18 protein-coding genes are annotated in these 23,479 nt (G+C 38.3%); 16 read left to right on the top strand and 2 right to left on the bottom strand.

Annotated features, from left to right (window positions below; genetic code table 11):
- Nucleotides 1-207 precede the first annotated feature (207 nt).
- Complete coding sequence (locus B7C41_RS06245; protein WP_085298655.1) at nt 208-780, top strand: elongation factor P hydroxylase; 573 nt, start codon at nt 208-210, stop codon at nt 778-780.
- Between the two features lie 246 nt (nt 781-1,026).
- Here B7C41_RS06245 and B7C41_RS06240 read toward each other — a convergent pair whose 3' ends face one another.
- Nucleotides 1,027-3,519 (bottom strand): S8 family serine peptidase, encoded by a 2,493-nt coding sequence (locus tag B7C41_RS06240; protein WP_085297938.1) that lies wholly within the window; start codon nt 3,517-3,519, stop codon nt 1,027-1,029.
- A gap of 714 nt (nt 3,520-4,233) precedes the next feature.
- On the opposite strand from B7C41_RS06240, the gene B7C41_RS06235 reads away from it, so the two are divergent.
- From B7C41_RS06235 to B7C41_RS06200, 8 genes are all read left to right on the top strand, one after another.
- Nucleotides 4,234-4,704: a curlin subunit CsgB gene (locus B7C41_RS06235; RefSeq protein WP_158089089.1), complete on the top strand. Its 471-nt coding sequence runs from the start codon at nt 4,234-4,236 to the stop codon at nt 4,702-4,704.
- 29 nt (nt 4,705-4,733) lie between these two features.
- Nucleotides 4,734-6,191, top strand: a complete 1,458-nt coding sequence (locus B7C41_RS06230; protein WP_085297936.1) for a hypothetical protein — start codon at nt 4,734-4,736, stop codon at nt 6,189-6,191.
- A gap of 76 nt (nt 6,192-6,267) precedes the next feature.
- Nucleotides 6,268-6,648, top strand: coding sequence for a CsgE family curli-type amyloid fiber assembly protein (locus B7C41_RS06225; RefSeq protein ID WP_085297935.1), 381 nt, complete (start codon nt 6,268-6,270; stop codon nt 6,646-6,648).
- A gap of 1 nt (nt 6,649) precedes the next feature.
- A complete protein-coding gene (locus B7C41_RS06220; RefSeq protein ID WP_235839633.1) occupies nt 6,650-7,093 on the top strand; it encodes a curli assembly protein CsgF in 444 nt (147 codons plus the stop codon).
- Between the two features lie 20 nt (nt 7,094-7,113).
- A complete protein-coding gene (locus B7C41_RS06215) occupies nt 7,114-7,884 on the top strand; it encodes a CsgG/HfaB family protein (RefSeq protein ID WP_085297933.1) in 771 nt (256 codons plus the stop codon).
- A 534-nt stretch (nt 7,885-8,418) separates the two neighbouring features.
- On the top strand, nt 8,419-9,117 hold the full coding sequence (locus B7C41_RS06210) for a helix-turn-helix transcriptional regulator (protein WP_085297932.1): 699 nt from the start codon (nt 8,419-8,421) through the stop codon (nt 9,115-9,117).
- A gap of 218 nt (nt 9,118-9,335) precedes the next feature.
- A complete protein-coding gene (locus tag B7C41_RS06205) occupies nt 9,336-10,469 on the top strand; it encodes an ATP-NAD kinase family protein (protein WP_085297931.1) in 1,134 nt (377 codons plus the stop codon).
- 84 nt (nt 10,470-10,553) lie between these two features.
- Nucleotides 10,554-10,826 (top strand): YfcL family protein, encoded by a 273-nt coding sequence (locus tag B7C41_RS06200; RefSeq protein ID WP_143764316.1) that lies wholly within the window; start codon nt 10,554-10,556, stop codon nt 10,824-10,826.
- 15 nt (nt 10,827-10,841) lie between these two features.
- On the opposite strand, the gene mnmC is transcribed toward B7C41_RS06200, so the two are convergent.
- On the bottom strand, nt 10,842-12,845 hold the full coding sequence (mnmC, locus tag B7C41_RS06195; protein ID WP_085297929.1) for a bifunctional tRNA (5-methylaminomethyl-2-thiouridine)(34)-methyltransferase MnmD/FAD-dependent 5-carboxymethylaminomethyl-2-thiouridine(34) oxidoreductase MnmC: 2,004 nt from the start codon (nt 12,843-12,845) through the stop codon (nt 10,842-10,844).
- A gap of 178 nt (nt 12,846-13,023) precedes the next feature.
- Here mnmC and fabB point away from each other — a divergent pair, with 178 nt between their 5' ends.
- From fabB to accD, 7 genes are all read left to right on the top strand, one after another.
- On the top strand, nt 13,024-14,235 hold the full coding sequence (gene fabB, locus B7C41_RS06190) for a beta-ketoacyl-ACP synthase I (protein WP_085297928.1): 1,212 nt from the start codon (nt 13,024-13,026) through the stop codon (nt 14,233-14,235).
- A gap of 455 nt (nt 14,236-14,690) precedes the next feature.
- Complete coding sequence (locus tag B7C41_RS06185; RefSeq protein WP_085297927.1) at nt 14,691-15,041, top strand: 5-carboxymethyl-2-hydroxymuconate Delta-isomerase; 351 nt, start codon at nt 14,691-14,693, stop codon at nt 15,039-15,041.
- A gap of 59 nt (nt 15,042-15,100) precedes the next feature.
- On the top strand, nt 15,101-16,228 hold the full coding sequence (locus B7C41_RS06180) for a 4-phosphoerythronate dehydrogenase (RefSeq protein ID WP_085297926.1): 1,128 nt from the start codon (nt 15,101-15,103) through the stop codon (nt 16,226-16,228).
- A 13-nt stretch (nt 16,229-16,241) separates the two neighbouring features.
- Nucleotides 16,242-17,267, top strand: a complete 1,026-nt coding sequence (locus B7C41_RS06175; protein WP_085297925.1) for an aspartate-semialdehyde dehydrogenase — start codon at nt 16,242-16,244, stop codon at nt 17,265-17,267.
- Between the two features lie 297 nt (nt 17,268-17,564).
- Nucleotides 17,565-21,215 (top strand): FimV/HubP family polar landmark protein, encoded by a 3,651-nt coding sequence (locus B7C41_RS06170; protein WP_085297924.1) that lies wholly within the window; start codon nt 17,565-17,567, stop codon nt 21,213-21,215.
- A 460-nt stretch (nt 21,216-21,675) separates the two neighbouring features.
- Nucleotides 21,676-22,458 (top strand): tRNA pseudouridine(38-40) synthase TruA, encoded by a 783-nt coding sequence (gene truA, locus B7C41_RS06165; protein WP_085297923.1) that lies wholly within the window; start codon nt 21,676-21,678, stop codon nt 22,456-22,458.
- A gap of 157 nt (nt 22,459-22,615) precedes the next feature.
- The gene (accD, locus tag B7C41_RS06160; protein ID WP_085297922.1) at nt 22,616-23,473 is read left to right on the top strand and encodes an acetyl-CoA carboxylase, carboxyltransferase subunit beta; all 858 of its coding nucleotides are present in this window, start codon (nt 22,616-22,618) and stop codon (nt 23,471-23,473) included.
- The last annotated feature ends 6 nt before the right edge of the window (nt 23,474-23,479 follow it).

The raw sequence follows: 23,479 nt of genomic DNA, 5'->3' as shown, positions 1-23,479 counted from the left end.
CTGAAAATACAAACGAAGATTAACAACCCCTAAATCTTGTTGATAAAACTGCGATGTAATAATCGTCGTTTGTGCACAGAGTGTACTGTATTTCACGGTCGCATAGATGTGAAAGAAATACGATGTTAGAGTGTGCGCAATTTTTGGATGATTAGCACAAGCTAGTTAATGAGCAAGCTAGTTAATGAGCAAGCTATTGAGAGACAAATGTTAGTTAATGTAGTAAAAGCAACGGAAGTTGTACATCACTTTCAAGATCTAATATCACTTTTTGAGACAACTTTCTTTCAACAATATAATACTCGGCTAGTAAAAGGTGATAAAGAACCTGTTTATCTGCCCGTTAGTGAAACCTGCGAGTATAACCAAATTGTTTTTGCACATGGCTACTATGCCAGCGCTTTACATGAAATTTCCCATTGGTGTTTAGCAGGCTCAGCAAGACGATTACTTGAAGATTTTGGCTATTGGTACTTACCTGATGGTAGAGATCAGCAGCAGCAAATCGAATTTGAAAAAGTTGAAATTAAACCACAAGCTATTGAATGGGCGCTCTGTGTTGCCGTAGGAAAAAAGTTTGATGTTTCAACCGATAATCTTTCAGGCTCAGGTCAAACCGACCGCTTTGCTTTTAAGGATAAAGTATATCAGCAAGTTTGTTATTATCTCGAAGACGGTTTCCCGAGCGATGCAGAAAAATTCATTATGATACTAGCTAAGCATTACCAAAGACCTTGGCCACTAAAGCTTGAATACTTTGAAAGTTTAAATGGGCAATAACTTTATTGGTGCTGACTTTGATTTACGTGTGACTGACTCATCTTATTTACATCACTTATTTTATGCAAAAGTATGCTGTGGTGCATATTTATAGTTGAAATGAGATATTTGAGTATAATGAATCTTAATATGTTTTACATCGTATTCTTGTAGATAAATATGTGAAATAGATATTAAAATGCCACTCATAAGGTGAGTGGCATTTTCATTCATTCATTCATTTATTTTTAACTGTTATTTTACAGATTAAAAATTAACGGTAATTTCATCTGAACAAGCTGTAGTTGCATCACATACTTGATAAATGAATTGGTCTGCTGTTACACGACGTTCACGGTCACGGTAAATACCGCTATTTGATACAGTATCAATTTTCACACCGTTGCGGAATATATCTACTGTTTCTGCAGATGTGCCACTCCAAATGATATCAACACGTATGTTACCTAAACGAGTCTTATAAGCGCGTTTTAATTCAGCTTCGATAGACACAGATGATACAGATATGTTCATTGATTTAGTGCTACTAAAACCGGTTTCATCTGTAACGGTTAGCATAACCTCGTAGTTACCTGTTTCGGCAAAAGTATGAGTCGGATTTTGTTCGTTTGACTCAGAACCATCACCAAAATTCCAGTTCCAGCTAGCAATGTCGCCGTTCCTGTCTGAACTGCTGTCAGTGAACATTGTTGTTAAGCCTTCAGCTTCAAATGTGAAGTCAGCTTCTGGTGCTGCCGGTGCTACATCACCAATGCCTGTAATCGTTAGTGACCAGTTATTTAATGATCCGGTATCTGCAGCGCCACTATCAACGACACTTAAGACCCAATCGCCCATTGCAACTTCACCGCTAAAGGCATCAGTAGAAAAAGTTTTATCAAGGTCTACTGTACCACCACCGACATTACCGTGTAATACCGCTGTTGTGCCAGCAGGCGATGTTAATGATACATTCAAGTCGCCAATCCATGAATGTGATATATTGACATGAATTTCGGAAGCGAAAGCTGTTAGTTCATCAGCAACGTTAATTGTTGATGTAATGCCTGCTGCATCATTATCAGGTATATCAATAACTTCATCACTGCTATAAATGAAATCGTTTAATCCTTGAGGATTAACAAACAGCGTTACACTCGCTGATTTTTCAAGATCACCGCTAGTTCCTGTTACTTCAAAAGAGTATTCACCCCATGCTGTATCTGCAGTCGTTGGAACATTTAGTGAGACAGTAGTACCTGGTGTTGCTGTATTTGATGATAATGTTGCACCATCTAAGTTACCTGTCATTGCTAATGCAACTTCTCCATCCCAATCAGCAATAGAACCAATAGTGAAGTCATATGCTGCTGTTTCACCTGCAACAATTGTGCTCGTGGCAGGTGATACTGACATAATGAAGCCAGGCTCTGGGTTAGAATCTAATAGTGCCGTATGTACATTAAGGCGTTTACCAGTAACCGTGCGGCCTTCTGTTGCAGGGTTAGCATCGCCAGAATTCATTAGTAACTCTTTTAACTCAAGCGTATTTAGCTCAGGGTTAACTGATAATACTAATGCAGCAGCACCTGCAACATGCGGAGTTGCCATAGATGTACCACTATAAGTAGCGTATCCACCAGGTATTGTAGATAGTACATTACGTGCAGGAGCTGCCATATCAACTGAAGTTAAGCCCCATTGCGATGCGGTATACATAGCATCAGTATGGTTAGTACCTGCTATTGAAAGAACACTGTCATGCTCATAGCTTGATGGGTAATGAGGGTTTACATCGTTATCTACAGCGTCGTTACCTGCTGCTGCAACAAATAAAATATCAGCTGCTTCAGAAGATGATATTGCGTCAGATAGTACTTGAGAAAAACCACCGCCGCCCCAGCTATTGTTGATTACGCGAAGGTTAATACCATTATTTTTTAACCCAACCATATAATCAATACATTTTATGGCATCTGATGAAGAGCCTGTGCCTGCAGCAGATAAGAATTTACAACCTACCATAGCTGTTGTGTGGTTTACACCAGCAACACCTTCTGCGTTATTCGCTGAAGCGCCTATAGTACCTGCAACATGGCTACCATGGCCTGCGTCATCCATAGGATCGCCAGAGTCGGTAATGGCATTGATGCCGTGAACATCGTCTACATAACCATTATTGTCGTTATCTATGCCATCACCAGCAATTTCACCAGGGTTAACCCACATGTTTGCTGCTAAGTCAGGGTGACTGTGATCAACACCGGTATCGATAATACCAACAACAACATCTTTTGTTCCCGTTGAGATATCCCATGCTTCTGGTGCATCAATATCTGCATCAGCAATACCGCCAGTTTGTCCGGTATTGTGCATGCCCCATAGTTCAGAAAAACGACTATCGTCAGGTAGTACATTAGCACTATAAATATAATCAGGCTCAGCGTATAAAATTGCTGGATTACCACGTAATTTTTCTAACGCTTGCTTTGAACTCATATTACTAAGTTTGTAATTAGCAATACGGCCATTAGATAAATTATTATATCTATCATCTATTTCATCACGGTTTAAATCGGATATCTTAGCTCGTACTAAGCTTCTAGCATTACGTTTTTCGTCAACCGAAGCTCCGTCTTTGTATACAACGATAATTGAGTCACTAAGGTATTTTTGTGAGTCTTTGTTTGTGACTTCAACTGAAGCATTTGCCAATATAGGTAAAATAGCCAGTGAAAGTGCTGATAGTTTTGCTTTCATATTTTGAATCCATTTCCAGTTATTATAGGTCGAACATATGTCGACTTTCTGATTTAGACTCTCTTTCCTTTTAATGTTTACACACTACTTATGAAACTCTGCAACTGAGTTACGCAACGGGGTTACTTTAAACACTTTCGAAAAGTAAATGCTATAAAAATAGGTAAAATACGACTTTTGTATCAGTTTTTACGAGAAGAAAATAAGGAAATAGTACTTTTTTATTGCGAGTTTACTCAAAGACAAAGTTCGTTAAGATCAGAGTAATTTTAAAATTTTTGCAAATTCATAATAAACTCACGATGAATATTATCTATTTTCGTCACATTTTCTTAAATGAGTATTAATAATCGTTAATGCACCTTTTTGAACTTAAAATTTATTGGATCCATAACTTATTTCTGTACGCCCTTGTAAACACCTTTCTGTTGAGAGGAGTGATACCTCGCCATAGATAATTTTTTTCCGGTTAACTTCGAGGTGTAGTTTTGAAGCTACGACCTTTAATTATTTTTTATCTTCTAATACTTTTTTACTACTTTTGCTGTAAAAATAAAAACAATATTGCTTTGCTTGTTGTAACTGACTGTTATTAATGTGTATTTTTTAAATGCAACTTTTGGGTGATATTTTTAACCGGCGATAACGATTAGAGTTTTTAGCGCAACTGGTGTTGTTGATGTTAGGAAGTAGAGAATAATAATAATGAATGATATGACAAAAAAAAATAAAACGATAAAGCTGAAAGATCAATTATTATTTGGTTTCGCAGCTTATTTGTCATTGAGTACAACATGTTTCTCGCAAGACCTTTCGAACAGCACCGATTTACAGGAGTCTCGATTATCCTTAAGTCTTACACCTACGGCTACTATGACGATAAATGAACAGCAACATCAAGTCATAATTAGCCAATATGGAATACTCAACAAAGCAACAATTAAGCAATTAGCGAATACTTCCAACAATATAATAATTAGCCAAGATGGTATTGGAAATCAGGCACTTATTGAGCAGTTAGGTAACGGTAATTCGGTCAATATTCAACAATCGGGTTACAATAATCACGCTGGTGTTATTCAGGAAGGAGATGCCAATATCGCTAATATCAATCAAGCCGGTGAACAAACTTTTATTGTTCACCAAATTGGAAATGACATGGTTGTCAATATTACACAATATTAACAACCAAACAGTATAGCTGGAGAATAATAGTGAATTTGAATAAATCATTGATCGCATGTGCCATTGTAATGGCGTTAGGAATGAACCAACAAGTATTTGCAACTGAAACTGACTCATCTAAAGAAGCGCCAGTACAAATACAGAGTGACTTCATGGCTGATGCGGCAGGTAATGTCATTATTTTAACGCAAGGCTCTGAAGCAGAAAACGCTTATGGTAACGATGTTAGCTTGTTTCAAGAAGGCGATCAAAATGGTATAAATGCCAGTATAGATGGCGATAATAATACCAGTGAAGTTAGCCAAATAGGTACTGGTAATATCTCTGTCAGCGTTAGTTCAGGTGACAATAATACGCAAAGTACATATCAAGATGGCGCTGATAATGAACTTCAATCTAATGTTGAAGGTAATGATAACTCGGTAACGTTAGTACAAAACGGTACAAGTTCAACGTTTGTTGATAATCGAATTGTCAGCAAAATTATAGGTGACGGCAATACCATTGATGCGACGCAAGAAGAAGGCGGGCAGTGGCTTTATAATCGTAATATGGAAGGCTCTGAGAATAGCGTGACGAGTGTTCAATCGGGTGAATGGAACGAAATACACCTAGACAATGTTGTTGGTGATGGTAATACTTTTGAAGTTGAGCAGGAAGGCTATTACAACATCACTCGTATTACTGACTTACAAGGTAGTAACAATGACTTTGAAATTGAGCAAGAAGGCGATAGAAACGGTGTAACAATTGCCAGCATTGAAGGCGATAGTAATGATATTGAAATAACGCAAGATGGTAACAGTAACTCAGCGATTTCAGATGTTTTTATTGGCTCAGATAATGAAGTGACGTTGACTCAGTTGGGTGATGAAAACACCTCTTCATTTGATGTTATTGGCGATAATAATGATTTCACTGTATCTCAAGCGGGTGCTGAAAATACCTCTTATGTTGGCGCTTTAGGCAATAGCAATGACTTTACTGTTATGCAAAATGGTGATTTAAACTCAAGCCATATTGTTAACTTTAACGGTAGCGATAATGATGTTGATGTTATTCAAGCCGGAACTGAGAACACTGCGATAATTCAAGCTTCGGTTGATGACAATACCTTGTTTTCCAATGATAATAATATTATGTTGAATCAAACTGGTAACCAAAATGATGCTGTTCTTAACATGAGCACTATTTTAGATACCAACAACAACACTATTGATCTCGTTCAAGATGGCGATTTGAATAGCTTAGATATTTTGGTTGAAGGTAGTAATCATACAATTGATATTTTTCAAGATGGTGATGAAAACTTGATTATTGGTGCTGACGGCGCAGATGCAATGTTAATTGGCGGCGCAGCTACTAATTTTGCACTGAACCAAAAAGGCAATGGTAATATTGTGGAAGGTTCAATTATTAGTGGTGGAGGCTCAGTTGAAATTACGCAAATGGGTGATTTCAACACAGCAACTATTGTCCAGCAGTAGTTGTCAATATAATATGTAAATAAGGGGTCAAATAGACCCCTTTAATTTAATTTGAGGTTTCAGTGTTAAGGTTTTGATGTTTAAAAGAATATTATTACTATTGTTGTTGTGCTCTAGTACGCTAACCCTTGCAAAAGAAATAGAGGTTGGTGGCTTGCTTATTGACAATACAATATCACGCTTTGGTCGTGAATTTTCTTATCAGTTCAGTCAATTCTGGCCTGACATTCCAAATACGGGAGGACTAAATGTTCAAATCAAAGAACAAGCCGTACCTCGTGCAGGCACAAAGCTTTCGGTAATTATGAATCATCAAGTTATATACGTAACATATTTGGGACGCAGGCAAGCACCGATGAAACCGCGTGTCGAACAGGCTATTTATATTCTTATTGATGCATTAGCACAATCACAACATCGTCAAACAAATCCAGATTTAGCGGAAAATGGGTGGTAATATGAAAAAATATTTTATGGTAATAGTTTTTAGTTGCGTTGTTTCTTCCAGTGTAATGGCATCAGAATTAGTTTATACGCCAATTAACCCAAGTTTTGGTGGTAATCCCCTTAATGGTAATTTCTTACTAGGTAAAGCACAAAGTCAGAACAAGCATAAAGCACCAGTTGTTCGAAAATCCTACGCTGAAAAATTTCAAGAGTCGCTTGAACGCGCTTATATAAGTAAGCTCGTAAGAGAGATCACTGATGTTGCATTTAATGAAGCTTGTGACGTGGCAGTAGATCCTAGCTGTGAACCAAGTTTATTTGCAGAAGATTCTATTTTTGTTAGTGGCCAGTATGAAATACAAGTTTTAACTAGCGGCTCAGATAGCATCACAGTACAGATAACTCACCTAGAAACAGGTGAAATAACAATAATTGAAGTACCAAGATTTGGATAATTAAAAGTTTGGAAAGTGATATGAAAAAAATAATAATAATAATATTAACAGTAGCACTGTCGGCATGTAGTCATCTTGGTCAACTTATCCCCCCTGAAAAGTCTTTAGCGGTTCAAGTGTCAGAAACAGAAGCGTTTAAAGAGTTAAGGTCATTACCTAAGCCTAAAGGTGCCATTCCTGTTTCAGTGTACTCATTTAGAGATCAAACAGGACAATATAAACCACAAGCAAATGTTAGTTCGTTCTCAACAGCTGTAACACAAGGTGGGACGTCAATATTAATGCAAGCTTTAAGTGATTCTGAATGGTTTATGCCGGTAGAGCGCGAAGGTTTGCAAAATATTATAACCGAACGAAAAATTACACGAGCTGCGCTGCAAACTAATAAATCTGATGCGGATTTGCCTGCACTAACGACAGCCAAAATAATTCTTGAAGGCGGTATTATTAGTTATGACTCCAATACCGTTACTGGTGGTTTTGGTGCTGAATATTTTGGTATTGGTAGTTCTGAATTATATCGAGAAGATATGATATCAGTTTATATGCGCGCAATTGATGTACGAACAGGTAAGGTTCTTGTTTCGGTCGCGACGAGTAAAAAAGTCTTAAGTAAAGAAGTTCGAGCAGGGCTTTTCCGTTATGTAAGTTTTAAACGATTACTTGAAGCTGAAGCTGGTTATACAACTAACGAACCTATGCACACGTGTGTAAAACAAACTATTGAAAAAGCTATTACTGAATTAGTACAAAAAGGTATTGAGCGTAAAGTATGGCATGCAAGAGTATAATTTCATAAGCACGATAAAAGAGTTTTCTATTTATAGCCATCTTTGCTCGAAGTTTGGCTTAAGTATTCGTATAACAACTAAAAGCATCTAATAACTAGAGATTAGTGTCGTACACTTATACTTTATCAAACTAGTGTTTTTTTGTTCCATATCTATTGTGTTTATTTGATTATATTTATTTAAAACAATGTCTTAGTTGTTGTTTTTGGTGGCTCATTTTTTCATCGATATTACGCTAGACATCCTCACATGAACACTGTATGTTAATGAAAGGTTATTTAAATGTAAGCATTTGTAAGCAGCTGCAAGATGCTGTAACTGATGAGTATGAATAAACTTTTCAATTGTTATTTAAATAACCAATTATATCGAATTTTATACTTATTTGAATCTATTGACATAGGGCCTTTCGGTGGTAACGTCTAGTTATTTATAAGTTTTATTTCTAGGGAATATGTAGCTAGCTAAAGTGGTGCGCATTGATATTTACTTTGCATGCTTTATGCTTCGACGTAGTGATGAGGGAAATTCACAATGGAACAAAACGTAAAAAAATTATATGCTTTTTTATTAACGTCAAGGGATGATAAAAGCCAAGAGCCTGTAACAGCATTGAACCGTTTCAGTGAATTAGTGAAAGCTTGCGGTATTGAAGTTGCAGTCAGTGATAAACTACCAGAACAAACTAAGTTAAATTCATTCGATTATATTATAATTGATTTATGTCACCATTGTTTAGGCAACGATTTACAAAAAGACGTTGCTACAATAGCTGCAACTAATAATACTATTTTGTTTAATGCTATTGATGATGTTATATGTGAAAGCACAGCATTGATTTTTGGTGTTAAGGGCGTTTTTTATCAAAGTGATAGAGCTGATATTATTTTAAAAGGTTTAGAGTCGATTATAAATCAAGAGTATTGGTTTAAGCGTTCAACAATGAATAAAGCTGTTACTGATTTACTGAAAACCAAGAAAGCAACGAAGATTGATTTGCTTAACGAACAAAGTAATATTGTTTTACCGAGTTTAACAAAACGAGAAAAAACAATTGTTCACCTGGTTTCTAGTGGCGCACAAAATAAGGAGATTGCTGAGCAATTACATATTAGCCCTAATACCGTAAAAACTCATATTTATAGTCTTTTTCGAAAAACAAGTTCACGTAATAGAATAGAACTGATCACTTGGACGCAACAATTCCATTCAACTCGTCCTGTTTATAATTAACTTTAAACACACCCTAGTGATGCCAGTTTGATTCATGAGTACTTCAAACTGGTAAATAAAGCCTCTACTTTTTGATTTCTTCATTATTAATGTCAATTAATACCAAATCATTGCAGATAAAACATTTTATGTATTTGAATAATGCTTTATTCTTGTCGGCATATTTTTTGTAGTACTTTATATCAATTGGTATTGTTTGAAGTTAAGAGAATAAATTAATGAAAAAGTTTAATTTAGGTCTAGTGATAAACCCAATTGCTGGCATTGGCGGTAGCGTCGCATTAAAAGGCAGTGATGGTGAAGGTGTTGCAGAGCAAGCCATGGCATTGGGCGCGACGGCAAAGTCTAATGATAGAGCCGCGTTAGCGTTAGAAATATTACGGCCTTATAAAGATAATATTGTTATCTATACCGTATCAGGCAGCATGGGACAAAGTACGGCAAATGCTTTGGGTTTTACTACAAAAGTGATAATGCAAGTGGCGCATGAAACCACTAACGAACGCGATACTGAACAGGCAGCGAGTGAGTTAATGACTCATGATATTGACTTATTATTGTTCGCTGGCGGCGATGGCACTGCGCGTAATGTTTGCCATATTGTTGGGGATAAGTTTCCGGTACTGGGTATTCCTGCAGGCTGTAAAATCCATTCAGGTGTATATGCTATTACACCTAAAGCGGCAGGTCGAGTGGTTGAGTTGATGATCACCAATCAGCTCGTCAGTTTAACTGATGCTGATGTGATGGATATTGACGAGAACCTATTTCGCCAAGGCATCGTTAAAGCGAAACGCTATGGCGAGATGCAAGTACCATCTGAGTTACGCTACATACAAGCAGTAAAGTCGGGCGGTAAAGAGTCGGATGAGTTGGTTTTACAAGATATTGCAGCTGATGTGATCTCTAAAATGGATGATGAACTGTTCATTATCGGTTCGGGATCTACTACGGCGTTTGTGATGGAAGAGCTCGCATTAGATAATACCTTATTGGGTGTTGATGCGGTACATGAACAAGCACTAGTCGCCAGTGATTTAACTGAGCCACAGTTATGGCAATTACTTCAAGGTCGAACGCAAGATGGCATTAAATTGGTGATCACCTTAATTGGCGGCCAAGGGCATATTTTTGGTCGAGGTAATCAACAATTGAGTCCAAGAGTTATTCGCGCAATTGGTAAAGAAAACATTTATATCATTGCCACTAAAACCAAACTCAATGCTTTGGATGCTCGTCCGTTAATTACAGATACCGGTGACAGTGAATTGGATATGGAACTCTCGGGCTATCTGCCAGTTATCACTGGCTATAAAGATCAAGTGTTGTACCCGGTTACAAGTCCACAGTAAATACCTTGTTGAACTTGAGATAGACCTTTTAAAATATAGAGTAACCAGTAACGAAAGCTGGTCTAAATGATATTGGAATTAAACATGAAATTTGAAAACCTTACCGCCTTATATCACTATTTAGATGAACAAGTATCACTAAATGTTAGTTCTGATGAACTTTTTGCGGGTAGTTATTTACGTGGTTTTATTAGTTTGGCAGGCAGTGAGTTTGGTGACGAATCACAAGTGTTAACGAAAGCCTTAGCTGACAATGTTACTGAAAAATTGCACGCTGCTCGCACAGAACTTAGCCCGCAAGATCGCCAAATAGTGCAAGACTATTGGCAGCAATTAAATGCTGCCTTTAGCGCTTAAAATCGCCTAATGGCCTTAGTCGAATTTCCTGCGAATAATATCACGGATAACAAAACGGTTAGGTGCCAGATTGAATAGTTGTTCATTATTGAGCGGATATGGCGTACCGCAAATATCCGCGACTAAAATATCTGCCAATAATGGCGCGGTGCATAAGCCACGCGCACCTAAACCTGTCATCATGTATAAGTTATCAATAACTGGTGCTGGTTGATCGTATCGCCAGCGTTTGTCTTTACTTAAATGGCCAAATTGTTGTTTATGAGCTGCAATATCAGGCATAGCGCCAACCATAGGTAAGTGATCTGGTGTCATGCAACGTAGTCGAGCTTTGCTGCTAACAATATCTTTATTTTGCCATTGCACTAGGTCTGGCAAACACCTTGCTAGCATATCAAGATTGAATTTATCTTCTTCCGGCTTTGCTTCGGTATCAAAATTGTTTTTCTGAAAGGTCGCACCAATGCAATGTAAGTTTTTGTTTGCCGGTGTTAAATAACCTTTGTGGCAAATTACCGTAGATAACGGGGCAATTGTTTCATTGCTGGCCATGCTGGTTACTTGCCCACGCACCGATGTTAAGGGTAATTGCTCAATGGTATTTAACGGAATGCCTTGTGCGCCACCACAATAAATTAACACGCTGGCGTTAAAGTTCTCCGTTGTACTGTGCAATAGCCATTTACCGTCAGCTTGTTGGCTAATTTTTTCAATTTTACAACCGGTTTCAACTCGCAGCCTATTGGTTGACTCTGCGGCTTTAAATACCGCTTTGACTAATTGTGCGGGCGCAATCCAACCAGCTTTTGGAAAGAATAGCCCGCCGTGCTCTAAGGTAATGCCAGCTAATTTACTCGCTTGTTCTTTATCAACACTATGAATTAAGCTTTCAGGCCAAACGTTTGAATTGGCAATATGCTGTTGGCGCAGTTCTAAAGCAGGTTTGTATGATATCTCTAATAAGCCACACCAATCATGGTCATAAGTAAAGCCTTGCTCAGCAATGTCTTTATAGCAATTAACGGCTTGTTCAAAAGCATATTGATAGAACAAGCTAATATCGTCAGCTTGTTGATGAATAAGTGGATATAAAGCGCCGATATTATTGCTTGATGCCCCTTGAGCAACACTGAAGTCCTGACAATAAACCGTTACTTTAACGCCACTTTTTGTTAGCGCATAGGCCGCACAGGCAGAAGCAATGCCACCACCAATAATACTGACATGTTGTGGTTTTGCAATAACTTGGCGTTGTTGATAGCCTTTTCCTGATTGCGGGCTTTGTTGAAACACACCCGCGAGCATTTCACTTTTCTTGCCATCGGCAAAACGCTTTTCCACCCTAAAGCCAGCAGAAACAAGCTGGCGTTTAACTTTGCCTGATACCGTAAAGGTGGCAATTGTTGCTTGTTCTTTTGAAAGCCGTGTTATTTGCTCAAATAGCTCGGGTTGCCACATCTCTGGGTTTTTCGTCGGTGAAAAACCATCAAGGAACCAAGCGTCTACTATCGCCATATGTCGATGGTGTGTCTGCGTTGATAGAGTCGATAACCCTAGTGTGGCATCGTCAAATATTAATTGTAATGATACTGCACCATCGAGAAACGAAAGCGTTGCTTCACCGCTTGGGTTTTCCGGATATTGCTCAATAAGTTGCTGACTAAACTCGTTCAGCTCTGGCAGTATTTGCAGTGATTGAACAAGTTGGCTTTTTGATAGTGGGTACTTTTCGACACTGATAAAGCGTAAATGTGTTTTTTTATTATCAGTGCTGTTCTTTTGTCGTATTTTTTGAAAAATTTCTAATGTTAGTAAGAAGTTTAAGCCAGTGCCAAAACCTGTTTCAGCAATAACAAATACACCCGTATGACGCGCTAATCTAACGTTAATATTATTGCCATCGATGAAAACACATTCGCTCTGTTTCGTACCTTGTGCCGTATCAAAATAGATGTCATCAAATTGTGTTGAATAGGGCGAACCATCTTTTTGGAAACTAATTTTTGTTTGTTCAGTCACTTTTTGTCATCTTCTTACTTGTTGTTAGGCACAAAAAAAGGTTATTTTAGCGCGTGTTATTGAGCTCTGTCATGAAAACGTAATAATTCAGTGTACAAGTGTACGCTGGACAGACCAGTATAGGGGGCAAAAGTCTGTATGATACGCCCAGATTTTCTAATTGAATATGGTTATTTAAATGAAACGTGTAGTTATCACCGGATTAGGTATTGTATCAAGTATTGGTAATGATGCAGAAGAAGTATTAGCGTCACTGCAAACAGGACGTTCAGGTATTACTAATGCTGAAAGTTTTGCTGAGAAAGGCTTACGCAGCCAAGTTTGGGGCAAACCTGAAATTGCCGTGAAAGAGCATATTGACCGTAAAGCATTACGCTTTATGGGCGAAGCGTCTGCTTACGCATACATTGCAATGGATCAAGCTATTAAAGATTCTAAATTAGCTCCTGAGCAAGTTTCAAATTTCCGTACCGGCATTGTTGCTGGCTCTGGTGGTGCATCATCAGAAAACGTAGTTAATTCCGCTGATACGCTTCGTGAGAAAGGCGTTAAACGTGTTGGTCCTTATGCTGTACCAAAAACTATGTCGAGCACTATTTCGGCTTGTTTAGCGACACCTTTTAAAATTTTAGGCGTTAACTATTCAATTAGCTCTGCTTGTGCAACAAGTGCTCATTGTATTGGTCATGCTGCTGAGTTGATTCAATTAGGTAAGCAAGACGTAGTATTTGCTGGTGGCGGTGAAGAAGTTCATTGGTCATTAGCGATGATGTTTGACGGCATGGGCGCATTATCTTCTAAATACAATGAAACACCAGAACAAGCGTCACGTACTTATGATGCTGACCGTGACGGTTTTGTTATCTCTGGCGGCGGCGGTATGGTTGTTGTTGAAGAGCTTGAACATGCATTAGCACGTGGTGCACATATTTATGCTGAGATTGTTGGCTACGGCGCAACGTCTGATGGTTATGATATGGTTGCTCCAAGCGGTGAAGGCGCAATTCGTTGTATGGAACAAGCCATGCACGGTGTTGACGCGAAAGTTGATTACTTAAACACTCACGGTACTTCTACGCCAGTTGGTGATGTTAAAGAGCTTGGCGCTATTCAAGCGGTATTTGGTGATGATTCACCAGCGATTAGTGCAACAAAAGCTATGACCGGACATGCTTTAGGTGCAGCTGGTGTTCATGAAGCTATTTACTCATTGTTAATGATGGAAAATAACTTTGTTGCTCCATCTATCAACATTAATACTTTAGATGAAAAAGCTGAAGGTTTAGATATTGTTACTGAAAAACGTGACATGGAACTAAACTTGGTTATGTCTAACAGCTTTGGTTTTGGTGGCACAAACGCTACTTTGGTTATGCAAAAATATAAGTAATAGTGTATTAACTTATGGTTAAGCTGAATTACTGATTAAGCCGCTACTTGTAGCGGCTTTTTTATGTTCAGGATGAACGGTCAGCTTTTTTGTTCCAGACAAAAGCTAAGTACCTACATCCCTGTAGGCAATGGCGCGATCACATGGATGTGAAAGAGCGCCGATGTTCAGGCCTTTCTCAGACATTCTGCCTTACAAGGCATTAGCGCGTCTCGGTAATTGCTTCTAGCATTACTCTAATAACTTATACCCGTATAAGAGCATGGCTTCACGGCATTAAAGCGTTCTTGCTTGTCGATGTGAAAGAGCGTCGATGTGAAATTCGAAGCAGAAACTCTGTCTCTCAATCTAAAGTATAGATAAATAGACTAAATAACTAAGTTATCAAGATTTTTTTATAAATTATATTCGTTATAATAGCCTTCTTGTTAATTAGCTATTTTGTAAGCCATATCATGCCTCACTGTATTATCGAGTATTCTGCAAAAATTACTGAAACCTTGCCTGTAGAGCAGCTAATGCACGCTGTATATAAAGGTGCTAATCAAAGTGAATTATTTACCGCTTCAGATATTAAAGTGCGTGCGACTGCTTTTGATGATTTTTACTTACCAGGCGCAGAGCAAGCCTTTGTGCATGTAAACTTAAAAATATTGTCAGGTCGTGATTTGGCTCAACGTAAAAGCCTTTCTGAAAGCGTTGGTAGTCAACTTGAACGTTTAGGTATTGAAAACGCAGCTATTACGGTGGAAGTGACAAATATCGAAAAAGAAAGTTATGCTAAAAAATTGACGGTAACACTATAGTGTTAGTGCCTTAATTTACTGTTAGAGATAGCTCTACTAACGATACGTGGAAATTTATGATGAATATATTTTATGATGAAAATATGCCCTTTGCAGCAGAGTTTTTTGCTGACTTAGGCATATTAACGCCTTTCTCTGGTCGTTCTTTATCTGCAAATGATGTTAGCGACGCTGATGTATTACTAGTACGCTCAATTACTAAAGTAAATGAAGCGTTGTTGAATGAGAATACCCAATTAAGTTTTGTAGGTACCGCGACTATTGGCGTTGACCATATTGATCAAGGCTATTTAGCACATCGAAATATTAATTTTAACTCAGCTCCTGGTTGTAATGCGATATCAGTAGCTGAATATGTATTGAGTGCAATGGTTGTTTTAGCCGAGCGCTATTTACTTACTCTGTCAGGCTTAACTGTGGGCATTATTGGCGCGGGTAATACTGGCTCGAGATTAAGTGAAAAGTTGACAGCATTAAATATTGCCCATGTTTTATGTGATCCTATACTCGCTGAAAATTCAACTGATGAACGATGCTTTGTAACGCTTGAACAAGCGCTAAGCTGCGACGTTATTTCACTGCATGTGCCATTAACTCGCGAAGGTGAGCACCCAACTTATCATTTATTAGATGCAGATCGCTTGTCACAGTTAAATGAAAGCCAAATTCTTATTAATGCCTGTCGTGGTGAAGTTATTGATAACCAAGCATTGCTTAAAATGAAGCAAGCAGGGCACCCATTGAAGTTAGTTCTAGATGTGTGGGAAGCTGAACCGAATATATTAACGCCGTTAATTGAATATTGTGAAATAACCACTGCACATATTGCCGGTTATAGCTTAGAAGGAAAAGCTCGTGGCACAGAAATGTTGTATCGGGCATTATGTCAACAGCTGAATATTTCACCCAATAAACACTTAAGTGGCTTTTTGCCGACTCCACAGGTTGACTCTGTTGAAATAAAGCAAGAGTTTGATGAAATACTGCTAAACCAGATGGTGAAAATGGTATACGATGTCAGACGTGATGATGCTATTTTTCGTCAACAAATTAACATTCAAGGATTTGACCATATTCGCAAAAGCTACCCGACTCGCCGGGAGTTTTCGTCAATATCGGTTGGCTTGAATAATGTGTCGAGCTTAGATGTGATACATCAGCTTGGCTTTAATAAAAAACTTGGATAAAAGAGAGAGGAACATGGCACAGAAATTTGATATTTGCGTACTGGGTGCAACAGGATTAGTTGGCAAAACCATTATTGAAATACTTGAAGAACGCGATTTTCCGATTAATAAACTTTACCCATTGGCGAGTGCTCGCTCTGCCGGAGAGTTTATTGAGTTTAATGGTGAAAGTATTGAAGTATTAGATGCAGATAATTTCGACTGGAGCTTAGCTCAAATTGGTTTCTTTTCTGCTGGCGGTAATATTTCTGCACAGTTTGCACCTCTTGCTGCTGATGCTGGTTGTATTGTTATTGATAATACTTCAGAGTTTCGTTATGACGCCGATATTCCACTCGTTGTGCCAGAAGTAAACCCTCACGCACTTGCTGAATATCGTAATCGCAATATTATTGCTAATCCTAATTGTTCAACTATTCAAATGATGGTGGCGTTAAAACCTATCTATGATGCTGTCGGTATTTCACGCGTCAACGTAAGTACGTATCAATCTGTTTCTGGTGGTGGCAAAGCCGCGATGGATGAATTAGCAAAACAAACATCTGACTTATTGTGCGGAAAACCAATTGAACCAAAGAATTTTCCACGTCAAATTGCTTTTAATGTTATCCCGCAAATCGATGTTTTTCTTGAAAATGGTTATACCAAAGAAGAAATGAAAATGGTTTGGGAAACTCAAAAAATATTGGGTGATGACAGTGTCTTAGTAAATCCAACGGCGGTACGTGTGCCGGTATTTTTTGGTCACGGAGAGTCGCTACATATTGAAACCAATTCACCAATTTCTGCTGAAGAAGTGAAAAATTTGTTGAGTGAAGCGCCAGGTATTGTGGTTTGTCATAATGATGAAGACTTTCCAACACAAATTGGTGACGCTAGCGGTAAAGACGAAACATTTGTTGGGCGAATTCGAGAAGATATTAGTCATAACAGTGGTATTAATATGTGGATTGTTGCTGATAACGTACGTAAAGGTGCAGCAACAAACAGTATTCAGATAGCTGAGTTACTAGTTAAAGATCACTTGTCAGAGTATTAAAGCTAAATTATTCAATCTAAGTTACAGATTTATTAAAGAAAACTAGAAACCCGTCGTTATAATAAACGATGGGTTTTTTTTATCTCGATTATGGCAATAGTGATAAATTTTACTTTCATTAAATTAACAATAAAATGAGAAATATCGTATTAATTTGATAATATAGCTTAAAGTAAAAAAAAAGTTACCAAGTGCTGTAAACTAATTATTAATAATTGGAATAATCTTTGCTTTACAATCTCCTGACTTGGTGTCGTCAATGTATTGGCTAAATATAATTACAAATAGGAAATCTTAATGCAAAGATTGTTACGTCTGTGCCTATGGCAGGCACTTATTATTAGCATTAGCTGTTTTAGTCTCCCCATTTCTGCTGAGGAAGCTGGCATCCGAATTCGTGGACCTAAGGCGACAGACGAATTTTCTTATGATCGTTATGGACCTATTATAGCAAAAGATACTCTATGGAATATCGCTTTAAAAGTTAGACCTGATCCCCGTTTATCTGTTTACCAAGTCATGCAAGCCTTGTATGAAAACAATATAATTGCATTCAAAGATAACAACCGTAATCATATGATCAATGGGCAATATTTAAAAATCCCACCTATTGATGTTATGCGAGCAATAGATATTGCTAATGCTCAAGAGAAATCTCTCAATGATAACAAAGTTTGGCAAAAGAAAACGATAAGAGCTGCTGCCAAGAAAACTAAACCGCCAGAAGATAAATCGGTTTATAAGAAAGATTTAGAAGCGGCAAAATCAGAAATAAATGTTCAACTAAAAGCCATTGATACAACTCAACAACAACGACTTGCGACCATTCAAAATGATGTTTTAGACTCTATTGATGGTTTGCAAAGTTTACTGAAAGAAAATGAAGGTTTACGTCAGCGTTTAACAAGCTTTAATGATCAACTTGGCGTTATGCAAACGGAAGTAGCGAAAAGTAAAGAAATAAAAGTACAGATGGATGATATGATCTCTCTGCAGCAAGAACTACTGGCAAAAGCAGAAGCTAGAGAGCAAAATCTTTTATTAGAAAAACAAAAAGCTGCGCTTGAAAATGAGAATTTTATGTCAAGCACGTGGTTTATCGTTCTTATGGCGACATTACCAGCGCTATTAGTTTTGTTACTTTTGGCTATGATTTTAAAACGAAAATCTAGCAAAGAAGAAATTGTTAAAAAGCCGCCTGAAACTAAAAAGCAAGCAACTGCAGTTGAAGAGAAAGCACCTGAAGAGCCAGAACAGTCAGCTGAATCAGTAGATAGTGATCTGTCATTAGATAGTGAGCTGTCGTTAGATAGTGAATTATCCCTTGATGATGAGTTATCGCTTGATGATGAATTATCCATCGATTTATCTGAGTCGGATGAAGAGAGCGATGGCCTTTTCTCTGACGATTTAGAATCTCTAGGTGATGAATTACTCGATGATGATGTTATTCAGCTCGATGATGATTTGGATGAACTTGACGATTTAGAAGATATATCATTAGATGACATTATTGAAGACGAAGCTCTTGAAGGTGGTCAGTTAGATCAAGGCGATCTGGACTCCTTACTTGCAGGTTTAGATGATGATATTACTGAGAATAAAGATTCACTTGATGAGCTTGAAGGTGGAGAAGTTGATCAGGATGCATTAGACAGTTTATTAGCTGGTGATACTACTGAGGATGAAAGTGCAGCTGTAATCAATGATCCAGATGATATCGATGCATTGCTCGATGCGGCAAGTGACGACAGTAATGTAGATGTTTCTGACCCTGATGATATTGATGCATTGCTAGATGCTGCAAGTGACGATAGTAATGTAGATGTTTCTGACCCTGATGATATCGATGCATTGCTAGATGCGGCAAGTGACGATAGTAATGTAGATGTTTCTGACCCTGATGATATCGATGCATTGCTAGATGCGGCAAGTGACGACAGTAATGTAGATGTTTCTGACCCTGATGATATCGATGCATTGCTCGATGCGGCAAGTGACGACAGTAATGTAGATGTTTCTGACCCTGATGATATTGATGCATTGCTCGATGCGGCAAGTGACGACAGTAATGTAGATGTTTCTGACCCTGATGATATTGATACATTGCTCGATGCGGCAAGTGACGACAGTAATGTAGATGTTTCTGACCCTGATGATATTGATGCATTGCTCGATGCGGCAAGTGACGACAGTAATGTAGATGTTTCTGACCCTGATGATATCGATGCATTGCTAGATGCGGCAAGTGACGACAGTAATGTAGATGTTTCTGACCCTGATGATATCGATGCATTGCTAGATGCGGCAAGTGACGACAGTAATGTAGATGTTTCTGACCCTGATGATATTGATGCATTGCTAGATGCGGCAAGTGACGACAGTAATGTAGATGTTTCTGACCCTGATGATATCGATGCATTGCTAGATGCGGCAAGTGACGACAGTAATGTAGATGTTTCTGACCCTGAGGATATTGACGCACTGCTTGATGCCATTGGCGCAGATATGGTTGAAGAGGATGTTTCTGCGAGCACTGAGGATATGGCTCAGGAAGCCCCTGACGTTTCCGAAGCAGATGAGATAGACGCCTTGCTTGAAGCAATTGGCGAAGATACAGCTGAAGAAAATACTCTTTCAAATACTGAGGAAGTGGCGCAAGAGATTACAGATGTCTCTGACCCCGACGATATAGATGCATTGCTTAACGCAATTGGCGTAGACACAGTTGATGAGGATCTTTCTGCAAATACAGAGAGTATGACCCAGGAAGCATCAGATTCTGATGATGTTGACGCTTTACTTGATGCTATTGGCGTGGAAGCTGGCGAGAATGAAACTATAGCAAATACTGACGATATTGATGTTGAAAAGAATAAAAATATAGCACTTATTAATAGTTTTTCTGATGAATATGTACAGCCATTTCTCGAAGAAGACTTCAGTGATTTACGAGATGAATTTATTGAAGAAAAGCTTTCAGATAGCAAAAAAGATAATGTTGACGTCTCAACTATAGCAGCACAGTCTGCGGCTGAAGTAGTGGGAGACACCATTGAGCCTCTTACTGAAATTAACAGCAATATTAATATTGAGGATGCACTTGATGAAATATCGGATGAATTTGATATTGATGCCCTTATTGATGAAGTTAATCAACCCATCGCTCATGAAAATGATCGCTCACTAGATATTGGTGATGACCTACTTGATACTGATTTAGATGACTCTGAATTAGTTGTGGATAATGCAGCAGAAGAAATTTCATCATTTATTGATGATGAAACCTTGCAAGAGCTGTCTGCTGATTTTGATGACTCAACACTAGCGCAACTTTTGAATGATGAAAAGGGCACCGATGGTATTGTTGAGTTATCACCTGACTTTACTGATAGTAATGTTCTGGCGGACTTACTTGCAGATGATGCCCCTACTGATGAAAACTACAGCAACGATAACGCGGCAGTGGCAGATGATATTCAGGAACTAAATAACCTAGACTTTGATGACTTATTAGCTAATATTGAAGAAGAAAATAGCGCTATATCAACAGATGAATTTGAATTGAGTGATAATTTTGATATTGGTGATGACTTTGAAATAGAGCCGGTAGAAGAAGTTAGTGATAACTCTCGACAAGACAACAGTGATGAAGATTTTATTTCTGTCGATTCATTATTGTCTAATAGCTTACAGGACGCTAAAGCTGCAGAACCTTATGAAAAAATGAATATTGATGTTGGGCTTGGAGAGTTTCCAGAATTTGCCGGTAATGTGAGTGAAGAAGATATTGATGATGATAATGGCATAGCGGCGAAGTTAGATTTAGCTAAGGTTTATATAGAGATAGGTGACAATGAAAATGCCGAAGTTATTTTGCTTGATGTAGTTAGTCAAGGTGATGCCCAGCAACAATTTGACGCACAACAATTGTTAGATAACCTATAGCCAAATAGTGCTTAAAACTGAAAAAAGGCTGCTGTTTTGCAGTCTTTTTTATGTTCAGGCCTTTCTCAGACATCCTGTCTTTCAAGGCATTAGTATGTCCATATACGTCGATGAACGGTTAACTTTTTTGTTCCCGACAAAAGTTAAGTACCTGCATCCATGTAGGCACAGGTTATTAGTTCCAGACATAACCTAAGTACCTACATCCATGTAGGCAATGACGCGGTCACATGGCCTTTCATAGCCATCTTAAAATTGTCCCATACATTACCTTTATAACTTAATTCGATCTAAGCGCACGGTTTCACGGTACTAAAGTGCCCTTATTGATTAATGTAATAGGGCGCCATACAGTTATTAGGTGATGTATTTAGCATTACTTTCACTCATTATTAAATAGTGACTTGGTAAAAACCGTTAAAATCATGGATAATGCGCAGCCTTAGCTGTGGAGAAAGAAATGCGTTACGCTTTAGGTATAGAATACGATGGTAGCAGATACCATGGTTGGCAAAGACAGAAAAATGCGGTCAGTGTACAAGAGAAACTAGAAAAAGCGCTATCAAAAATAGCCAATGAACCCATTGAAGTAATTTGTGCTGGTCGAACAGACACAGGGGTTAATGCTACCAATCAAGTGGTTCACTTTGAAACGGATAAAGTGCGAAAAGACGTTGCTTGGACATTAGGGGTTAACACCAATCTGCCTCAAGATATTGCGGTTTCATGGGTGAAAGAAGTTAATGAAGACTTTCATGCAAGGTTCAGTGCTACTGCCAGACGTTATCGTTATATTATTAATAATAGTCGTTTACGTTCAGCAATTTTAAGTTCAGGTATTAGCTTTTGCCACTACCCATTGAATGAAAATTTAATGCATCAGGCTGCACAATATTTAATTGGTCGCCATGATTTTACGTCGTTTAGAACGGTTCACTGTCAATCCCACTCACCAATTCGCACCTTACTGCATTGTAATGTTTCACGCCAAGGTGAATTTATTATTATCGATGTTAAGGGCAATGCTTTTTTACACCATATGGTGCGAAATATCGCGGGTAGTTTAATGAGAATAGGCCAGGAGTTAGAGCCAGTAAGTTGGCTTAAAGAAGTACTTGAAGCAAAAAACCGATGTGTTGCAGGAATGACTGCGCCATCAGCGGGGTTATATTTTGTGGGTGTTGATTACCCCGAAGAATTTAGTATTCCAAAGCGTAGCCCGGGGCCGTTGTTTTTATTATAATCAATTAAAAACAAGTAAACAGACCAGTTTTTCCTATAATTGTGTAGGCAAACTATGGTCTAATTCATCGTTATAGTAATAATTAGCAAAATTTTTATATTTAGTGGTTGTATTTTAAACAATTATTAAATTTTTCGTGCATAGGCAAAAATATATTATGAGCTGGATTGAAAAAATTCTCCCGAAAGCAAAGTCGACACAGAAACGAAATATTCCTGAAGGTGTTTGGAGTAAGTGTACTAGCTGTAACGCGGTTCTATATAAAGTTGAGTTAGACCGACAAATGTCGGTTTGCCCTAAATGTGATCATCACATGCGTATTTCTGCGCGCAAGCGTATTGATGGTTTCCTTGATCAAGGTGAGCGTGTTGAGCTTGGTCAAGAATTCGAAGCGCAAGATATTCTTAAGTTCAAAGATTCAAAGCGTTACAAAGATAGAATTTCAGCGGCACAGAAAAATACCGGTGAAAAAGATGCTTTAGTTGTTATGAAAGGCGAACTGCATGGTATGCCAATTGTTGCTGCAGCATTTGAGTTTTCATTCCTAGGTGGTTCAATGGCATCTGTTGTTGGTGCTCGTTTTGTTAAAGGCGTAGAGTATTGTTTAGAGCATAACGTACCTTTTGTTTGTTTTTCAGCGAGTGGTGGCGCGAGAATGCAAGAAGCATTGTTCTCACTAATGCAAATGGCAAAAACCAGTGCAGCATTAGCTAAGATGAGCGAAAAAGGACTTCCTTACGTTTCAGTACTGACCGATCCTACTATGGGCGGTGTTTCAGCAAGTCTTGCCATGTTAGGAGATATTAACGTTGCAGAGCCTAAAGCATTAATTGGTTTTGCTGGCCCACGTGTAATTGAACAAACGGTACGTGAAAAATTACCTGAAGGCTTCCAACGTAGTGAATTCTTAAAAGAGAAAGGTGCAATCGACCTGATTGTTGACCGCCGCGAAATGCGTAGTACCTTGGCACGTATGCTGGCCAAGTTCATGGGGCAAGACAGCCCAGTTTCATAACGGTAA

The sequence above is a fragment of the Cognaticolwellia mytili genome, assembly GCF_002104475.1.
Classification (GTDB): Bacteria; Pseudomonadota; Gammaproteobacteria; order Enterobacterales; family Alteromonadaceae; genus Cognaticolwellia; species Cognaticolwellia mytili.
Note: the sequence above shows the minus strand (reverse complement) of the source record. Positions and strands in the feature narration are given on the sequence as shown.